We start from the raw sequence: 17,531 nt of genomic DNA, 5'->3' as shown, positions 1-17,531 counted from the left end.
AGGCACTCACCCCTTCGTCAAATCAGGTTGGACGGCATGCAGCAGAAGCCCACCCGGGCCCGCATCCTCGATGCGGCCCACGAGCTCATGGTCACCCGCGGCCTGGCCAGGACCACCACCAAGGAGATCGCCAAGGCGGCGCTCTGCTCCGAAGCGGCGCTCTACAAGCACTTCGCCAGCAAGGAGGAGCTGTTCGTGGGCGTCCTCCAGGAGAGGCTGCCCCGGCTGACCCCCCTCCTGGACGAGCTCCTGGAGAAGCCGGGGGAGCGCAGCGTGGCCGAGAACCTCACCGAGATCGCCCGCTCGGCCAGCGGCTTCTACGCGCAGAGCTTCCCGATCGCGGCCTCCCTGTACGCCGAGACCAAGCTGAAGCGCCGCCACGAGGACTCCCTGCGCGAGATGGGGGCGGGCCCCCACATGCCCATCGAGGCCCTGGACGCCTATCTGCGCGCCGAACGCGACGCCGGCCGCATCGCACCCGACGCCGACACCTTCGCGGCCGCCTCGCTCCTCATGGGCGCCTGCGCCCAGCGCGCCTTCGCCTACGACGCCACGGTCGGCAAGCAGCCCCCGCAGTCCGTCGACGAGTTCGCGGCGGCCCTCGCCCGCACCCTTCTGAAGGGCATCAGCTGACCAGCCACTCGTCCACGCCGGCCAGCAGCTTGTCCTGGACGTCCACGGGCGCGGCCGAACCGCGGATCGACTGCCGTGCCAGCTCGGCCAGTTCGGCGTCGGTGAAGTCGTGGTGCCTGCGCGCGATCTCGTACTGGGCGGCGAGCCGCGACCCGAAGAGCAGCGGGTCGTCGGCGCCGAGAGCTATCGGCACCCCGGCCTCGAACAGGGTGCGCAGGGGGACGTCCGCGGGCTTCTCGTAGACGCCGAGGGCCACGTTGGACGCCGGGCACACCTCGCACGTCACGCCCCGGTCCGCGAGCCGCTTCAGGAGCCGCGCGTCCTCGGCCGCCCGCACCCCGTGCCCGATGCGCGCCGCCTCCAGGTCGTCCAGGCAGTCCCGCACCGACGCGGGCCCGGTCAGCTCGCCCCCGTGCGGCGCCGCGAGGAGACCGCCGTCGCGCGCGATGGCGAAGGCCCGGTCGAAGTCCCGGGCCATGCCGCGCCGCTCGTCGTTGGAGAGCCCGAAGCCGACGATGCCCCGGTCCGCGTACCGCACCGCGAGCCGCGCCAGCGTGCGGGCGTCCAGCGGGTGCTTCATGCGGTTCGCCGCGACCAGGACGCGCATGCCGAGGCCGGTCTCGCGCGAGGCGCTCTCGACGGCGTCCAGGATGACTTCGAGGGCCGGGATCAGACCACCGAGGCGCGGCGCGTACGAGGTGGGGTCGACCTGGATCTCCAGCCACCCCGACCCGTCCCGCAGATCCTCCTCCGCGGCCTCGCGCACCAGGCGCTGAATGTCCTCGGGCTCGCGCAGACAGGAGCGCGCGGCGTCGTAGAGCCGCTGGAAGCGGAACCATCCGCGCTCGTCCGTGGCGCGCAGCTTCGGCGGCTCGGCACCGGTCAGCGCCTCCGGGAGCCGCACCCCGTACTTGTCGGCGAGTTCGAGCAGAGTGGCGGGCCGCATCGACCCGGTGAAGTGCAAGTGCAGGTGAGCCTTCGGCAGCTCTCTTACGTTTCGCGCGTGCTCCATTCCAGGATCTTGCCGTACGCACCTGGTGCCCGGGTAGCCGCTTTCCCCCTTCGTGGAATCCTCCGAACGAAGAAACGGGCCGCCTCCCCAGGAGGGGAGACGGCCCGCACGCGCGCGTGGCGCGCTGTTCTCGGCCGGCAGGCTCAGGCGCGGGCCTCGGCGAGCAGCTTCTGGACGCGCGAGACGCCCTCGACGAGGTCCTCGTCGCCGAGTGCGTACGAAAGGCGCAGGTAACCCGGCGTCCCGAAGGCCTCACCCGGAACGACGGCGACCTCGGCCTCCTCCAGGATCAGCGCGGCCAGCTCGACGGAGTCCTGCGGGCGCTTGCCGCGGATCTCCTTGCCGATGAGGCCCTTCACCGAGGGGTACACGTAGAAGGCGCCCTCGGGCTCGGGGCAGACGACGCCCTCGATGTCGTTGAGCATCCGCACGATGGTCTTGCGGCGCCGGTCGAAGGCCTCGCGCATCCGCTCGACGGCGACCAGGTCGCCGGAGACGGCGGCGAGCGCGGCGGCCTGCGCGACGTTGGAGACGTTGGACGTGGCGTGCGACTGCAGGTTCGTCGCCGCCTTCACCACGTCCTTCGGGCCGATGACCCAGCCCACCCGCCAACCGGTCATCGCGTACGTCTTGGCGACGCCGTTGACCACGATGCACTTGTCGCGCAGCTCGGGCAGGATCGCGGGGAGCGAGGTGAACTTCGCGTCTCCGTAGACGAGGTGTTCGTAGATCTCGTCGGTCATGACCCACAGGCCGTTGTCGACGGCCCAGCGGCCGATCGCCTCGGCGTCGGCCTCGCTGTAGACGGCACCCGTCGGGTTCGACGGCGACACGAAGAGCACGACCTTCGTACGCTCTGTGCGCGCGGCCTCGAGCTGCTCGACGGAGACGCGGTAACCGGTGGTCTCGTCGGCGACCACCTCGACCGGGACACCGCCGGCCAGACGGATCGACTCGGGGTACGTCGTCCAGTAGGGGGCCGGGACGATGACCTCGTCGCCCGGGTCGAGGATCGCGGCGAACGCTTCGTAGATGGCCTGCTTGCCGCCGTTGGTCACCAGGATCTGCGACGCGTCGACCTCGTACCCCGAGTCGCGCAGGGTCTTCGCGGCGATCGCGGCCTTGAGCTCGGGGAGGCCCCCGGCGGGCGTGTAGCGGTGGAACTTCGGGTTCTTGCAGGCCTCGATGGCCGCTTCGACGATGTAGTCCGGAGTCGGGAAGTCGGGCTCGCCCGCGCCGAAGCCGATCACCGGGCGGCCCGCGGCCTTGAGGGCCTTGGCCTTGGCGTCGACGGCGAGGGTCGCGGACTCGGAGATCGCGCCGATGCGCGCGGACACCCGGCGCTCGGTCGGAGAAGTTGCAGCGCTCATGACCCCATCGTTCCAGACCTCGAACAGCCCCGGTGCGCGGGTTTCCAAGAGCATCGGATCCCTTTCTGTTCGACGGGGGGCCGCGGAGCACGTACACTCACTGCTCGTTGGCCCTCACCGGCCGCACCCTCTCGACGCACTCCGTGCACATGGGCGGATGCGGTAGGTTGGGGGAAATCAAAGGGTCGTAGCTCAATTGGTAGAGCACTGGTCTCCAAAACCAGCGGTTGGGGGTTCAAGTCCCTCCGGCCCTGCTACACACTCCTTCGCCAGGATGTGTGCGCATGTACGTACTGCATTGCACCGCCGTGCGGCTCAACCGGGCGCGGCACGGCCACGACCCGGAATCAGGTGAGGACGAGTGACGGACGCCGTGGGCTCCATCGACATGCCTGATGCCCAGGACGAGGCGCCGGAGTCCAAGAAGAAGGCCCGCAAGGGCGGCAAGCGCGGCAAGAAGGGCCCCTTCGGCCGTCTCGCGCTCTTCTACCGCCAGATTGTCGCGGAACTCCGCAAGGTCGTCTGGCCGACTCGCAGTCAGCTCACGACCTACACCTCCGTGGTGATCGTCTTCGTCATCATCATGATCGGCCTCGTGACCGTGATTGACTATGGCTTCAGCCACGCTGTCAAGTACATCTTCGGCTGAGCCGAGAGCGAAGGGCGCCGTACCCGGCGCCCCTATTCGCGTGTTCCACCCATGTATCCAGGAAGAAGCAGCCACCGTGTCTGACCCGAACCTGAACGACGCCATCGAGTCGGTCGAGTCCGTTGAGGACGAGCTCGACATCGTCGAGGCGGCGGACGCCGAGGCGCCGGATCAGGCCGAGGCTGCCGACGCTGTCGCGGGCGAGCCCGCCGAAGAGGCCGCCATCCACCTGGAAGGCGATGCCGAGGCCGTCGCCGAGTCCGCCGAGGACGAGGCCGCCGTCGCTGAGTCCGCCGACGAGGAGCCCGCCGAGGAGCCCGCCGCTGACGCGGAGGACGCCACGGAGGAGACCGAGGACGAGGAGTCCGCGCCGGTCGACCCGATCGTCGCCCTGCGCGAAGAGCTCCGCACCCTCCCCGGCGAGTGGTACGTCATCCACACGTACGCCGGTTACGAGAACCGCGTGAAGACCAACCTCGAGCAGCGCGCCGTCTCGCTGAACGTCGAGGACTTCATCTTCCAGGCCGAGGTGCCGCAGGAAGAGGTCGCCCAGATCAAGAACGGCGAGCGCAAGACGATCCGTCAGAACAAGCTCCCCGGCTACGTGCTGGTGCGCATGGACCTGACGAACGAGTCCTGGGGCGTCGTCCGCAACACCCCCGGCGTCACCGGCTTCGTGGGCAACGCCTACGACCCGTACCCGCTGACCCTGGACGAGATCGTCAAGATGCTCGCTCCGGAGGCCGAGGAGAAGGCCGCCCGCGAGGCCGCCGAGGCCGAGGGCAAGCCGGCTCCGGCCCGCAAGGTCGAGGTCCAGGTCCTGGACTTCGAGGTGGGCGACTCGGTCACCGTCACCGACGGCCCGTTCGCGACGCTGCAGGCGACGATCAACGAGATCAACGCCGACTCGAAGAAGGTCAAGGGCCTCGTCGAGATCTTCGGCCGCGAGACCCCGGTCGAGCTCAGCTTCGACCAGATCCAGAAGAACTAGCCCCCGCGGCGCCCTCTGGAACACATGCTTCCGAACAGGTCAGACAGGCTGCAAAAGCCGGTCTGACCTGCTCGGTTTTTAGCCGCACGACTATACCCGTTATCGTTGTGCGGTATGCCTCCATCCGGATGACTGGATGGTGGCTGGAAACTCTCACTAGGACCCGGAGAGAGCAATGCCTCCCAAGAAGAAGAAGGTCACGGGGCTCATCAAGCTCCAGATCCAGGCCGGCGCAGCCAACCCGGCCCCGCCGGTCGGCCCCGCGCTGGGCCAGCACGGCGTCAACATCATGGAGTTCTGCAAGGCCTACAACGCCGCGACCGAGTCGCAGCGTGGCTGGGTGATCCCGGTGGAGATCACGGTCTACGAAGACCGCTCCTTCACCTTCATCACCAAGACGCCGCCGGCCGCCAAGATGATCCTCAAGGCCGCTGGTGTCGAGAAGGGCTCTGGCGAGCCGCACAAGACCAAGGTCGCCAAGATCACCGAGGCGCAGGTCCGCGAGATCGCCACGACCAAGATGGAAGACCTCAACGCCAACGACCTGGACGCCGCGTCGAAGATCATCGCCGGCACCGCCCGTTCCATGGGCATCACGGTCGAGGGCTGAGCCTCCCCCCGTCTGACCTTTCTCAGTGGTAGGGCCAAGCGCTGGTCCGCACCACAACTCCATCCCCTGAACACACAGGAGCAGAAGTGAAGCGCAGCAAGACTCTCCGCGCTGCGGACGCCAAGATCGACCGGGACAAGCTCTACGCCCCGCTCGAGGCCGTCCGTCTCGCCAAGGAGACCTCCTCGACCAAGTTCGACGGCACCGTCGAGGTCGCCATGCGTCTGGGTGTCGACCCGCGCAAGGCCGACCAGATGGTCCGCGGCACCGTGAACCTCCCGCACGGCACCGGCAAGACCGCCCGGGTCCTGGTCTTCGCGACCGGTGACCGTGCTGCGGCCGCGGAAGCCGCTGGGGCCGACATCGTCGGCGCCGACGAGCTCATCGACGAGGTCGCCAAGGGCCGCCTGGACTTCGACGCCGTCGTCGCCACCCCGGACCTCATGGGCAAGGTCGGCCGCCTCGGCCGCGTGCTCGGTCCGCGTGGTCTGATGCCGAACCCGAAGACCGGCACCGTGACCCCCGATGTCGTGAAGGCTGTCAACGACATCAAGGGCGGCAAGATCGAGTTCCGCGTCGACAAGCACTCGAACCTGCACTTCATCATCGGCAAGGTGTCCTTCGACGACACCAAGCTGGTGGAGAACTACGCCGCGGCCCTGGAGGAGATCCTCCGTCTGAAGCCGTCGGCCGCCAAGGGTCGCTACATCAAGAAGGCCGCCGTCACCACCACGATGGGCCCCGGCATTCCGCTGGACTCGAACCGCACCCGCAACCTCCTCACCGAGGAGGACCCGGCCGCCGTCTGAAACTGACGGCAGCCGCGTCGCGCACGCGTTCTGTGGACGGGCCCCGCAACCTTTCGAGGTGCGGGGCCCGTCCTGTTTGTGTACGGACCTGTCGGACAGGTGTGTCATAGGTCTGCGCTAGCGTGCAGGCTCCACGAAGGCCAAGGGGTGGGATACATGAACAGCAGGACGATGCGCCGTGCCGGACTCTCGATCGCGGTGGTCGCCGCACTGACGGGTCTCGCGGCCTGCGGCTCGGGCGATACGGGCGGCTCCTCCGACAAGGCGGGCGGGGGAGACGGCAAGAAGGGCGGCATCAACCTCAGCCCGATAGCCGCCCTGCGCACCGTCGAGAAGTCCACCGACAAGGCGGACACCGCCCGGATCGACGGCTCGACGACCATGGGCACGGTCACGGCCATGGACATGAAGGGCGTCATGGGCTGGTCGGACGGCATCACCGGCAACGTGACGGTGACGTTCACCGGCGGTACACAGGCCCAGCAGATGCGGCAGCTCGGCCAGCCGAAGCTCGACTACCGCTACCTGAAGAACGGCTTCTACGCGAACATGGGTGACAAGTTCGCGGCGCAGGCGGGCGGGGGCAAGCACTGGCTCGAGTACGACTACGACACCCTGGCCGAGATGAGCGGCGCCGCAGGCGAGGCCTTCCAGGACCAGATGCAGAACACCACCCCCAACCAGTCGGTGAAGATGCTGCTTGCCTCCGGCGACGTGAAGCGCGTCGGCGAGGAGAACGTCCGCGGGACCAAGGCGACCCACTACTCCGGCAAGGTCGACGTCGCCGACTTCACCGCCAAGAGCGCGGACCTGGACAAGGACCAGATGTCCGAGCTGAAGAAGCAGTTCGACCAGGTCGGCATGGACACCGAGACGATCGACATCTGGGTCGACGGCGACGACCTGCTGGTCAAGAAGATCGAGAAGGCCGACACCAAGAACGGCCCCTTCCAGCAGACGGCCTACTACAGCGACTACGGCACCCCGCTCTCCGTGGCGAAGCCCCCGGCCTCGGACACCATGAGCTTCAAGGACCTGCTGAACAAGCAGTCGGCGATGTAGGGCACGGCCGCAGGGCCCACCGCAGGGCCTCACCGGCAGACAACCCGCAGGAAAGCGCGGCGTACCTTCGGGTAATCTCAGCCCACCGCAATAAATGGATCAAATGTTCCTTAGGGGTGGGGTCATGAGTATTTCCGTGCGTACGGGACGCAAGAGAGCCGCGGGCGCCGTGCTGGCGGCCGCGCTGCTCGCCGGTGGGGCGGTGGGCTGCGGCTCGGAGAAGGGCGACGAGGCGGGGGAGGACATCTCGCCCGCGGCCGCCGTGAAGAAGGCCGCGGACAAGACCGAGGACCTCACCTCGTTCACCTTCCGGATGAAGGGCACCGTCCCGGAGGACGGCCGGGTCCAGGCCGACGCGGCGATGAGCACCAAGCCGCTCGCCATGCGCATGAAGATGTCCGCGCCCGACCAGGGCCCGGAGAAGATGGAGCTGCGCTTCGTCGGCGGCGCCGTCTACCTCGGCGGTGGCAAGGAGGCCGCCAAGGAGATGGACGGCAAGAGCTGGATCAAGTTCGACGCCTCGGCCATGGGCAAGGGGGGCGGCAAGGCCGCCGGCGGCTCGGTCTCCTCGCAGGCGGAGAACAACCCGGCCGACCAGTCCACGCTGCTGACCGGCTCCAAGGACCTCAAGAAGGTCGGCGACGAATCCGTCGGCGGAGTCAAGACCACCCGCTACACGGGCACGGTCACGCTGGACCGGATGCGCGAGCTCGGCAAGGACGAGGACGCGGCCACCAAGAAGCGCCGCGAGAAGAGCATCAAGCAGTACGAGGACATGGGCGTCGAGAAGCTCACGATGGACCTGTGGGTCGACGGCGAGGACCACACCAAGCAGTTCCGCGCCCGCGGCAAGGGCGACAAGGGCCCGCTCGACATGACCATCACCTTCCTCGACTACAACAAGCCGGTGAACGTCGAGGCTCCGCCGAAGAACCTGGTCATGGACCTCGCCAAGGAGATGAAGGGCCTCCAGGGCTGAGAGCCTGCCGTTGAGGCTCGACCGGATTTGCCCGACGCGGCCCCGTTCGCGTACTCTTCCACAGAAGCCAAAGACCGCTGGTCGTTGCTGTGTTCTCGCAAGAGGGTGCAGTGGCCGAAGGATCCGCTGAAACGGCGGACGACCCGCGCAGGTGACTGTGGATGTGCTCCTGGACCGAATTCGGTTCGGTCGAGCTCACGCCCCGTGCGCCTGCGCCGGGGCGTTTCGTTTTGTCGGCCCCTTCTGAGCGGTCCTCATCACCCGGAAGGAGGCCGACGCTCTATGCCGACGCCCGACAAGGCTGCCGCGGTAGCCGAGCTCACGGACAAGTTCCGCAGCTCGAACGCCGCCGTGCTGACCGAGTACCGGGGTCTCACCGTGGCCCAGCTCAAGCAGCTGCGCCGTTCCCTCGGTGAAAACTCCGAGTACGCCGTGGTGAAGAACACGCTGACCAAGATCGCGGCCAACGAGGCCGGGATCAACACGCTGGACGACCTGTTCACGGGTCCGACGGCGGTTGCCTTCGTCACCGGTGACCCGGTGGAGTCGGCGAAGGGTCTTCGTGACTTCGCCAAGGAGAACCCGAACCTCGTCATCAAGGGCGGTGTCCTTGACGGCAAGGCGCTGTCCGCCGACGAGTTCAAGAAGCTCGCGGACCTCGAGTCCCGCGAGGTTCTGCTCGCCAAGCTGGCCGGTGCGCTGAAGGGCAAGCAGACGCAGACTGCGCAGCTCTTCCAGGCTCTGCCGTCGAAGTTCGTCCGCACCGCGGAAGCGCTTCGCGCCAAGAAGGCCGAGCAGGGCGGTGCCGAGTAATTCGGCTCGCGCATTGATCGCCGCCCGCTAGGGCGACGGTCGCAGCGGGCCCAACGTACGCCCGCCTTCATATACACCCGGCACCAGCCGAATTAGTGGAAGGATCGCCCATCATGGCGAAGCTCAGCCAGGAAGACCTGCTCGCTCAGTTCGAGGAGCTCACCCTCATCGAGCTCTCCGAGTTCGTGAAGGCCTTCGAGGAGAAGTTCGACGTCACCGCCGCCGCCGCGGTCGCCGCCGCCCCGGCCGGCCCGGCCGCCGCCGCCGAGGTCGCCGAGGAGCAGGACGAGTTCGACGTCATCCTCACCGGCGCCGGCGAGAAGAAGATCCAGGTCATCAAGGTCGTGCGTGAGCTGACCTCGCTGGGTCTCAAGGAGGCCAAGGACCTCGTCGACGGCACCCCGAAGCCGGTCCTCGAGAAGGTCACCAAGGAGGCCGCCGAGAAGGCTGCCGAGTCCCTCAAGGGCGCCGGCGCCTCCGTCGAGGTCAAGTGACCTTGCGAGTCGTCTGACTCTTTCACCGCACGTATGGCGCAGACGCTGTAACGCGCGGGTCGCCAAGGGCGATCACCCATGTGGGTGGTCGCCTTTTGGCGTTCCCGGGCACGCCCGCGAAGGCTGCCTTGCGATGTCGGTCCCGGCGAGTATGGTGATCTTCGTTGTGCCTCGGGACGGCCCGTGACGGTGACGATCTCAGGCGATGTCGGGGCATGGGGGGCCTTGACGAACCGCACGCAGCGCGCAATTCTCAGGACGCGTCGTCACAACGATCCGGATCCGAGGCATGGATCGGCGGCGAAGAGGGCAGTATCGATGTGCATCGAGGGCGTGGCTTGCAGCAGGGGTTGAGAACAACGAGGGTCTTCAAAAACCCGCACTGGACATCAGTGGGCCTAGTGGCTACACTGACCCTTTGCGCTGCCTGTTAGCTGCCTCCTGCCCGTCACCAGGGGCATGCCCATGCTTGAGCACTGTGGATCGAATCTTCCCTGACCTGGGATGTCTGTCTCCGTGTCCAGCCTGGGACCGGTACGCGCGTAGTGAGTCCGAGCCCTCGGAAGGACCCCCTCTTGGCCGCCTCGCGCACTGCCTCGACCGCGAATACGAACAACGGCGCCAGCACCGCCCCGCTGCGCATCTCCTTTGCAAAGATCAAGGAGCCCCTCGAGGTTCCGAACCTTCTTGCGCTGCAGACCGAGAGCTTTGACTGGCTGCTCGGCAATGACGCGTGGAAGGCTCGTGTCGAGGCGGCTCTGGACAGCGGACAGGACGTCCCCACCAAGTCAGGTCTGGAGGAGATCTTCGAGGAGATCTCCCCGATCGAGGACTTCTCCGGGTCGATGTCCCTGACGTTCCGCGACCACCGTTTCGAGCCTCCGAAGAACTCGATCGACGAGTGCAAGGAGCGCGACTTCACGTTCGCCGCCCCGCTCTTCGTCACGGCCGAGTTCACCAACAACGAGACCGGTGAGATCAAGTCTCAGACGGTCTTCATGGGCGATTTCCCGCTCATGACCAACAAGGGCACCTTCGTCATCAACGGCACCGAGCGTGTCGTCGTGTCGCAGCTGGTCCGTTCGCCGGGTGTCTACTTCGATTCCTCGATCGACAAGACGTCCGACAAGGACATCTTCTCCGCCAAGATCATCCCGTCCCGGGGTGCCTGGCTGGAGATGGAGATCGACAAGCGCGACATGGTCGGTGTGCGCATCGACCGCAAGCGCAAGCAGTCGGTCACCGTTCTGCTCAAGGCTCTCGGTTGGACGACCGAGCAGATCCTCGAGGAGTTCGGCGAGTACGAGTCCATGCGCGCCACCCTGGAGAAGGACCACACCCAGGGCCAGGACGACGCGCTGCTCGACATCTACCGCAAGCTCCGTCCGGGCGAGCCGCCGACGCGTGAGGCCGCTCAGACGCTGCTTGAGAACCTCTACTTCAACCCCAAGCGCTACGACCTCGCGAAGGTCGGCCGCTACAAGGTCAACAAGAAGCTGGGTGCGGACGCTCCGCTCGACGCGGGCATCCTCACGGTCGAGGACATCATCGCCTCGATCAAGTACCTGGTGAAGCTGCACGCCGGTGAGACCGAGACCGTTGGTGACAGCGGTACGTCGATCGTCGTCGAGACCGACGACATCGACCACTTCGGCAACCGTCGTCTGCGCAACGTCGGCGAGCTCATCCAGAACCAGGTCCGCACGGGTCTGGCTCGTATGGAGCGCGTCGTCCGCGAGCGCATGACGACTCAGGACGTCGAGGCGATCACGCCGCAGACCCTGATCAACATCCGGCCGGTCGTCGCCTCCATCAAGGAGTTCTTCGGCACCAGCCAGCTGTCGCAGTTCATGGACCAGAACAACCCGCTGTCGGGTCTCACCCACAAGCGCCGTCTGTCGGCGCTTGGTCCGGGTGGTCTCTCCCGTGAGCGGGCCGGCTTCGAGGTCCGTGACGTGCACCCGTCTCACTACGGCCGCATGTGCCCCATTGAGACGCCCGAAGGCCCGAACATCGGTCTGATCGGTTCGCTCGCCTCGTACGGCCGCGTCAACGCGTTCGGCTTCGTCGAGACGCCGTACCGCAAGGTCGTCGAGGGCCAGGTCACCGACGACGTCGACTACCTGACGGCCGACGAGGAGGACCGCTTCGTCATCGCGCAGGCCAACGCGCCGCTGACGGACGACCTCCACTTCGCCGAGGCCCGCGTCCTGATCCGCCGTCGTGGCGGAGAGATCGACTACGTGCCCGGCACGGACGTCGACTACATGGACGTCTCGCCGCGCCAGATGGTGTCGGTCGCGACCGCGATGATCCCCTTCCTCGAGCACGACGACGCCAACCGTGCCCTCATGGGCGCGAACATGATGCGTCAGGCCGTGCCGCTGATCACCGCCGAGGCTCCCCTCGTCGGCACCGGCATGGAGTACCGCTGTGCGGTCGACGCCGGTGACGTGATCAAGGCCGAGAAGGCGGGTGTGGTCCAGGAGGTCTCCGCGGACTACGTCACGGTCACGAACGACGACGGCACGTACACCACGTACCGCATCGCCAAGTTCTCCCGGTCGAACCAGGGCACCTCGGTCAACCAGAAGGTTGTCGTCGACGAGGGCGCCCGCGTGATCGAGGGCCAGGTCCTGGCCGACGGTCCCGCGACCGAAGAGGGCGAGATGGCCCTCGGCAAGAACCTGCTCGTGGCGTTCATGCCCTGGGAGGGTCACAACTACGAGGACGCGATCATCCTGTCGCAGCGCCTCGTGCAGGACGACGTCCTCTCCTCGATCCACATCGAGGAGCACGAGGTCGACGCCCGTGACACCAAGCTGGGCCCGGAGGAGATCACCCGGGACATCCCGAACGTCTCCGAAGAGGTCCTCGCGGACCTCGACGAGCGCGGCATCATCCGTATCGGTGCCGAGGTCGTCGCCGGCGACATCCTCGTCGGCAAGGTCACGCCCAAGGGTGAGACCGAGCTGACGCCGGAGGAGCGCCTGCTCCGCGCGATCTTCGGTGAGAAGGCGCGCGAGGTGCGCGACACCTCGCTGAAGGTGCCGCACGGCGAGATCGGCAAGGTCATCGGCGTCCGCGTCTTCGACCGTGAAGAGGGCGACGAGCTGCCGCCGGGCGTGAACCAGCTGGTTCGTGTCTACGTGGCGCAGAAGCGCAAGATCACGGACGGCGACAAGCTCGCGGGCCGCCACGGCAACAAGGGTGTTATCTCGAAGATCCTTCCGATCGAGGACATGCCGTTCCTCGAGGACGGAACTCCGGTCGACATCATCCTGAACCCGCTGGGTGTGCCGTCCCGAATGAACCCGGGACAGGTCCTGGAGATCCACCTCGGCTGGCTCGCCAGCCGCGGCTGGGACGTCTCAGGCCTCGCGGACGAGTGGGCGCAGCGCCTGCAGGCCATCGGTGCCGACCAGGTCGACCCCGGCACGAACGTCGCGACCCCCGTCTTCGACGGTGCGCGCGAGGACGAGCTGGCCGGTCTGCTCGAGCACACGATCCCGAACCGCGACGGCGAGCGCATGGTGCTCCCGACCGGTAAGGCGCCGCTGTTCGACGGCCGCTCGGGTGAGCCCTTCCCGGAGCCGATCTCGGTCGGCTACATGTACATCCTGAAGCTGCACCACCTGGTCGACGACAAGCTGCACGCCCGCTCGACCGGCCCGTACTCGATGATCACCCAGCAGCCGCTGGGCGGTAAGGCTCAGTTCGGTGGTCAGCGCTTCGGTGAGATGGAGGTGTGGGCGCTGGAGGCATACGGCGCCGCGTACGCCCTCCAGGAGCTGCTGACGATCAAGTCCGACGACGTGACCGGCCGCGTGAAGGTCTACGAGGCCATCGTCAAGGGCGAGAACATCCCCGAGCCCGGCATCCCTGAGTCCTTCAAGGTGCTCATCAAGGAAATGCAGTCGCTCTGCCTCAACGTGGAGGTGCTGTCCTCGGACGGCATGTCCATCGAGATGCGTGACACCGACGAGGACGTCTTCCGCGCGGCGGAGGAGCTCGGTATCGACCTGTCCCGGCGCGAGCCGAGCAGCGTCGAAGAGGTCTGACGGGTTGGCCGGCCGGACCTCGTGTCCGGCCGGCTCTCCCCGGACCCGTTCAGACCATGATTGAGACTCGACCCCGAAAGAGGGATTGACGACAAAGTGCTCGACGTCAACTTCTTCGACGAGCTGCGGATCGGCCTTGCCACCGCGGACGACATCCGACAGTGGTCCCACGGCGAGGTCAAGAAGCCGGAGACCATCAACTACCGCACGCTCAAGCCCGAAAAGGACGGACTCTTCTGCGAGAAGATCTTCGGTCCGACCCGGGACTGGGAGTGCTACTGCGGCAAGTACAAGCGTGTCCGCTTCAAGGGCATCATCTGCGAGCGCTGCGGCGTCGAGGTCACTCGCGCCAAGGTGCGTCGTGAGCGGATGGGCCACATTGAGCTGGCCGCGCCTGTCACGCACATCTGGTACTTCAAGGGCGTTCCGTCGCGCCTCGGCTACCTGCTTGATCTCGCTCCGAAGGACCTCGAAAAGGTCATCTACTTCGCGGCGTACATGATCACGTTCGTGGACGAGGAGCGCCGTACGCGTGACCTGCCCTCCCTGGAGGCGCACGTCTCCGTGGAGCGCCAGCAGATCGAGAACCGCCGCGACTCCGACCTGGAGGCCCGCGCCAAGAAGCTCGAGACCGACCTGGCCGAGCTCGAGGCCGAGGGCGCCAAGGCCGACGTGCGCCGCAAGGTGCGCGAAGGTGCCGAGCGGGAGATGAAGCAGCTGCGCGACCGTGCGCAGCGCGAGATCGACCGTCTCGACGAGGTGTGGAACCGCTTCAAGAACCTCAAGGTCCAGGACCTGGAGGGTGACGAGCTGCTCTACCGCGAGCTGCGTGACCGCTTCGGCACGTACTTCGACGGTTCGATGGGTGCCGCTGCACTGCAGAAGCGCCTTGAGTCGTTCGACCTGGACGAGGAGGCCGAGCGCCTCCGCGAGATCATCCGTACCGGCAAGGGCCAGAAGAAGACCCGTGCGCTCAAGCGCCTCAAGGTCGTCTCCGCGTTCCTGCAGACCAGCAACAGCCCCAAGGGCATGGTGCTCGACTGCGTGCCGGTCATCCCGCCGGACCTGCGTCCGATGGTGCAGCTGGACGGTGGCCGCTTCGCGACCTCCGACCTGAACGACCTGTACCGCCGCGTGATCAACCGCAACAACCGCCTGAAGCGGCTTCTCGACCTCGGTGCTCCCGAGATCATCGTGAACAATGAGAAGCGCATGCTCCAGGAGGCCGTGGACGCCCTCTTCGACAACGGTCGTCGTGGTCGCCCGGTCACCGGTCCCGGCAACCGCCCGCTGAAGTCCCTGAGCGACATGCTCAAGGGCAAGCAGGGTCGTTTCCGTCAGAACCTTCTCGGTAAGCGTGTGGACTACTCCGCGCGTTCCGTGATCGTCGTCGGCCCGCAGCTGAAGCTGCACCAGTGTGGTCTGCCGAAGGCCATGGCGCTTGAGCTCTTCAAGCCGTTCGTGATGAAGCGCCTGGTCGACCTGAACCACGCGCAGAACATCAAGTCGGCCAAGCGCATGGTCGAGCGCGGCCGCACGGTCGTGTACGACGTCCTGGAAGAGGTCATCGCCGAGCACCCGGTTCTCCTGAACCGTGCGCCGACGCTGCACCGCCTCGGCATCCAGGCCTTCGAGCCGCAGCTGGTCGAGGGCAAGGCCATTCAGATCCACCCGCTCGTCTGCACCGCGTTCAACGCGGACTTCGACGGTGACCAGATGGCCGTGCACCTGCCGCTCTCCGCGGAGGCGCAGGCCGAGGCCCGCATCCTGATGCTGTCCTCGAACAACATCCTGAAGCCCGCCGACGGCCGTCCGGTCACGATGCCGACCCAGGACATGGTCCTCGGTCTGTTCTTCCTGACCACCGACGGTGAGCTCCGTGACACCAAGGGCGAGGGCCGCGCGTTCGGCTCCACGGCCGAGGCGATCATGGCGTTCGACGCCGGTGAGCTCGCGCTGCAGTCGACGGTCGACATCCGCTTCCCGGTGGGCACCATCCCGCCGCGCGGCTGGACCCCGCCGGTCTCCGAGGCGGGCGACGAGGGCGTCGAGGAGCGGCCGTACCAGCAGGGCGACAGCTTCCGGCTGCGTACGTCGCTCGGCCGTGCGCTCTTCAACGAGCTGCTGCCCGAGGACTACCCCTTCGTCGACTACTCGGTCGGCAAGAAGCAGCTCTCCGAGATCGTCAACGACCTCGCCGAGCGCTACCCCAAGGTCATCGTGGCGGCGACGCTCGACAACCTGAAGGCGGCGGGCTTCTACTGGGCGACCCGTTCCGGCGTCACCGTGGCCATCTCCGACGTCGTGGTCCCCGCGGCCAAGAAGGAGATCGTCGCGGGCTACGAGGCGCAGGACGAGAAGGTCCAGAAGCAGTACGAGCGCGGTCTGATCACCAAGGACGAGCGCACGCAGGAGCTCATCGCGATCTGGACCAAGGCGACCAACGAGGTTGCCGAGGCGATGAACGCGAACTTCCCGAAGACGAACCCCATCTTCATGATGGTTGACTCGGGTGCCCGAGGAAACATGATGCAGATGCGTCAGATCGCGGGTATGCGTGGTCTGGTGTCGAACGCGAAGAACGAGACCATCCCGCGTCCGATCAAGGCCTCGTTCCGTGAGGGCCTGACCGTTCTCGAGTACTTCATCTCCACCCACGGTGCCCGTAAGGGTCTGGCGGACACGGCTCTGCGTACCGCCGACTCCGGTTACCTCACCCGTCGTCTGGTCGACGTCTCGCAGGACGTCATCATTCGCGAGGAGGACTGTGGCACCGAGCGCGGTCTGAAGCTCAAGATCGCGGTCAAGGGCGAGGACGGTGTGCTCCGCAAGACGGAGAACGTCGAGACCTCGGTGTACGCCCGCATGCTGGCCGAGGACGTCGTCATCGACGGCAAGGTCATCGCGCCGGCCAACGTCGACCTCGGTGACGTCCTCATTGACGCCCTGGTCGCCAACGGCGTCGAGGAGGTCAAGACCCGCTCGGTCCTGACCTGTGAGTCCGCGGTCGGCACCTGTGCCTTCTGCTACGGCCGTTCGCTCGCCACCGGCAAGCTGGTCGACATCGGTGAGGCGGTCGGCATCATCGCCGCCCAGTCCATCGGTGAGCCCGGCACGCAGCTGACGATGCGTACCTTCCACACCGGTGGTGTGGCCGGTGACGACATCACCCAGGGTCTGCCCCGTGTCGTCGAGCTCTTCGAGGCTCGTACGCCCAAGGGTGTCGCCCCGATCTCGGAGGCGGCAGGCCGCGTCCGTATCGAGGAGACCGAGAAGACCAAGAAGATCGTCGTCACGCCGGACGACGGCAGCGACGAGACTCCCTTCCCGATCTCGAAGCGCGCCAAGGTCCTCGTGCGTGAGGGTGACCACGTCGAGGTGGGCCAGAAGCTCACCTTCGGTGCCACCAACCCGCACGACGTGCTGCGGATCCTCGGTCAGCGCGCGGTCCAGGTCCACCTGGTCGGCGAAGTCCAGAAGGTCTACAACAGCCAGGGCGTGTCGATCCACGACAAGCACATCGAGATCATCATCCGGCAGATGCTGCGCCGTGTGACGATCATCGAGTCCGGCGACGCGGAGCTGCTGCCGGGCGAGCTCGTCGAGCGCTCGAAGTTCGAGACCGAGAACCGTCGTGTGGTCACGGAAGGCGGCCACCCGGCCTCCGGCCGTCCGCAGCTGATGGGTATCACCAAGGCCTCGCTGGCGACGGAATCCTGGCTGTCGGCCGCCTCCTTCCAGGAGACGACCCGAGTCCTGACGGATGCGGCGATCAACGCCAAGTCCGACAGCCTCATCGGCCTCAAGGAGAACGTCATCATCGGTAAGCTCATCCCGGCCGGTACGGGTCTCTCCCGCTACCGCAACATCCGGGTCGAGCCGACCGAAGAGGCCAAGGCCGCGATGTACTCGGCCGTCGGCTACGACGACATCGACTACTCCCCGTTCGGCACGGGCTCCGGCCAGGCCGTTCCGCTGGAGGACTACGACTACGGGCCGTACAACCAGTAAGACTCCGGTCTGCCGGTAAGGCTCAGGTCTGTTGAAG

Annotated in this window: 13 protein-coding genes and 1 tRNA gene; 12 read left to right on the top strand and 2 right to left on the bottom strand. The window is 66.8% G+C overall.

The annotated features are described in order from the left end of the window. Positions 1 to 36: 36 nt before the first annotated feature. Complete coding sequence (locus ACFVYL_RS12115; RefSeq protein WP_389714813.1) at positions 37 to 633, top strand: TetR/AcrR family transcriptional regulator; 597 nt, start codon at positions 37 to 39, stop codon at positions 631 to 633. Here ACFVYL_RS12115 and ACFVYL_RS12110 read toward each other — a convergent pair. After that, positions 626 to 1,645, bottom strand: coding sequence for an adenosine deaminase (locus tag ACFVYL_RS12110; protein WP_389714811.1), 1,020 nt, complete (start codon positions 1,643 to 1,645; stop codon positions 626 to 628). The two genes, ACFVYL_RS12115 and ACFVYL_RS12110, sit on opposite strands and share 8 nt — an antisense overlap. A 143-nt stretch (positions 1,646 to 1,788) precedes the next feature. Then, positions 1,789 to 3,015: a pyridoxal phosphate-dependent aminotransferase gene (locus ACFVYL_RS12105; protein WP_389714809.1), complete on the bottom strand. Its 1,227-nt coding sequence runs from the start codon at positions 3,013 to 3,015 to the stop codon at positions 1,789 to 1,791. A 181-nt stretch (positions 3,016 to 3,196) separates the two neighbouring features. Here ACFVYL_RS12105 and ACFVYL_RS12100 point away from each other — a divergent pair. The 11 genes from ACFVYL_RS12100 to ACFVYL_RS12050 all read left to right on the top strand — a co-directional run bounded on the left by ACFVYL_RS12100 (position 3,197) and on the right by ACFVYL_RS12050 (position 17,494). After that, positions 3,197 to 3,269 (top strand) — tRNA-Trp (locus ACFVYL_RS12100). Between the two features lie 107 nt (positions 3,270 to 3,376). After that, complete coding sequence (gene secE / locus ACFVYL_RS12095; RefSeq protein ID WP_389714807.1) at positions 3,377 to 3,664, top strand: preprotein translocase subunit SecE; 288 nt, start codon at positions 3,377 to 3,379, stop codon at positions 3,662 to 3,664. A gap of 76 nt (positions 3,665 to 3,740) precedes the next feature. After that, positions 3,741 to 4,655, top strand: coding sequence for a transcription termination/antitermination protein NusG (gene nusG / locus ACFVYL_RS12090; protein ID WP_389714805.1), 915 nt, complete (start codon positions 3,741 to 3,743; stop codon positions 4,653 to 4,655). A gap of 175 nt (positions 4,656 to 4,830) precedes the next feature. Then, a complete protein-coding gene (gene rplK, locus ACFVYL_RS12085; RefSeq protein WP_355803871.1) occupies positions 4,831 to 5,265 on the top strand; it encodes a 50S ribosomal protein L11 in 435 nt (144 codons plus the stop codon). A gap of 86 nt (positions 5,266 to 5,351) precedes the next feature. Beyond that, positions 5,352 to 6,074 carry a 50S ribosomal protein L1 gene (gene rplA, locus ACFVYL_RS12080; RefSeq protein WP_389714804.1) on the top strand — a complete coding sequence of 241 codons (723 nt, stop codon included), beginning with the start codon at positions 5,352 to 5,354 and terminating at the stop codon, positions 6,072 to 6,074. A 156-nt stretch (positions 6,075 to 6,230) separates the two neighbouring features. Continuing rightward, positions 6,231 to 7,136, top strand: a complete 906-nt coding sequence (locus ACFVYL_RS12075) for a hypothetical protein (RefSeq protein ID WP_389714802.1) — start codon at positions 6,231 to 6,233, stop codon at positions 7,134 to 7,136. Positions 7,137 to 7,272: 136 nt separating this feature from the next. Beyond that, on the top strand, positions 7,273 to 8,115 hold the full coding sequence (locus tag ACFVYL_RS12070; protein ID WP_389715085.1) for a DUF1396 domain-containing protein: 843 nt from the start codon (positions 7,273 to 7,275) through the stop codon (positions 8,113 to 8,115). 282 nt (positions 8,116 to 8,397) lie between these two features. Further along, positions 8,398 to 8,928 carry a 50S ribosomal protein L10 gene (gene rplJ, locus ACFVYL_RS12065; protein ID WP_389714800.1) on the top strand — a complete coding sequence of 177 codons (531 nt, stop codon included), beginning with the start codon at positions 8,398 to 8,400 and terminating at the stop codon, positions 8,926 to 8,928. Between the two features lie 113 nt (positions 8,929 to 9,041). After that, the gene (rplL, locus tag ACFVYL_RS12060; protein ID WP_389714798.1) at positions 9,042 to 9,422 is read left to right on the top strand and encodes a 50S ribosomal protein L7/L12; all 381 of its coding nucleotides are present in this window, start codon (positions 9,042 to 9,044) and stop codon (positions 9,420 to 9,422) included. 575 nt (positions 9,423 to 9,997) lie between these two features. Then, positions 9,998 to 13,483: a DNA-directed RNA polymerase subunit beta gene (rpoB, locus tag ACFVYL_RS12055; RefSeq protein WP_389714797.1), complete on the top strand. Its 3,486-nt coding sequence runs from the start codon at positions 9,998 to 10,000 to the stop codon at positions 13,481 to 13,483. 96 nt (positions 13,484 to 13,579) lie between these two features. Continuing rightward, positions 13,580 to 17,494, top strand: a complete 3,915-nt coding sequence (locus ACFVYL_RS12050; protein WP_389714795.1) for a DNA-directed RNA polymerase subunit beta' — start codon at positions 13,580 to 13,582, stop codon at positions 17,492 to 17,494. Positions 17,495 to 17,531: the final 37 nt, after the last annotated feature.

The organism is Streptomyces sp. NPDC058308, from assembly GCF_042880275.1.
Taxonomy (GTDB): domain Bacteria; phylum Actinomycetota; class Actinomycetes; order Streptomycetales; family Streptomycetaceae; genus Streptomyces.
Note: the sequence above shows the minus strand (reverse complement) of the source record. Positions and strands in the feature narration are given on the sequence as shown.